Source organism: Paenibacillus oryziterrae, assembly GCF_042610485.1.
Classification (GTDB): Bacteria; Bacillota; Bacilli; order Paenibacillales; family Paenibacillaceae; genus Paenibacillus_AQ.
In genome coordinates this window covers 1-529 of record NZ_JBGJZO010000062.1, presented here as the reverse complement: position 1 = coordinate 529, position 529 = coordinate 1, and the positions used below count along the sequence as shown (strand labels likewise).

General features: G+C 48.6%; 1 protein-coding gene. It reads left to right on the top strand.

Annotated elements, in window-relative coordinates; translation table 11 throughout:
* Positions 1–8 precede the first annotated feature (8 nt).
* On the top strand, positions 9–529 hold a 521-nt coding region (locus tag ACAN55_RS24215), incomplete at its 3' end, for a branched-chain amino acid ABC transporter permease (protein WP_379139167.1).

The window sequence follows — 529 nt, the reverse complement described above, 5'->3', positions numbered from 1 at the left end:
GGATGGCGATGGAGTACTTCATTCAACAACTAATTAACGGAATATCTGTAGGCAGTATCTACGCTCTGATCGCTCTGGGGTATACCATGGTGTACGGAATCATCAAGCTGATCAATTTTGCGCATGGCGATGTATTTATGGTCGGTTCGTTCATCGGACTGTTCAGCGCCAAATACCTGGCTTCGGCGGGGTTGCCTCCAGTATTGGTCTTGATCATATCGCTGGTCTTCTCCATGACCGTCAGCGCGCTTCTCGGAATTACGATTGAACGTCTGGCTTACAAGCCGCTGCGCAAGTCCACACGGATTGCCGCACTAATTACCGCCATTGGCGTCTCATTCTTGCTGGAGTATACCGGCGTACTGATCTTTGGACCACAGGCTCAAGGGTTCCCGGATATCCTCGACAAGAAGCAGTACCAACTGTTTGGCACCTCCATTCAAGTGGAATCCAACCAAATCATGATCTTGATCATCACAATTATCCTGATGATTATCCTGCAATACATTGTCCGTTACACGAAGACAGG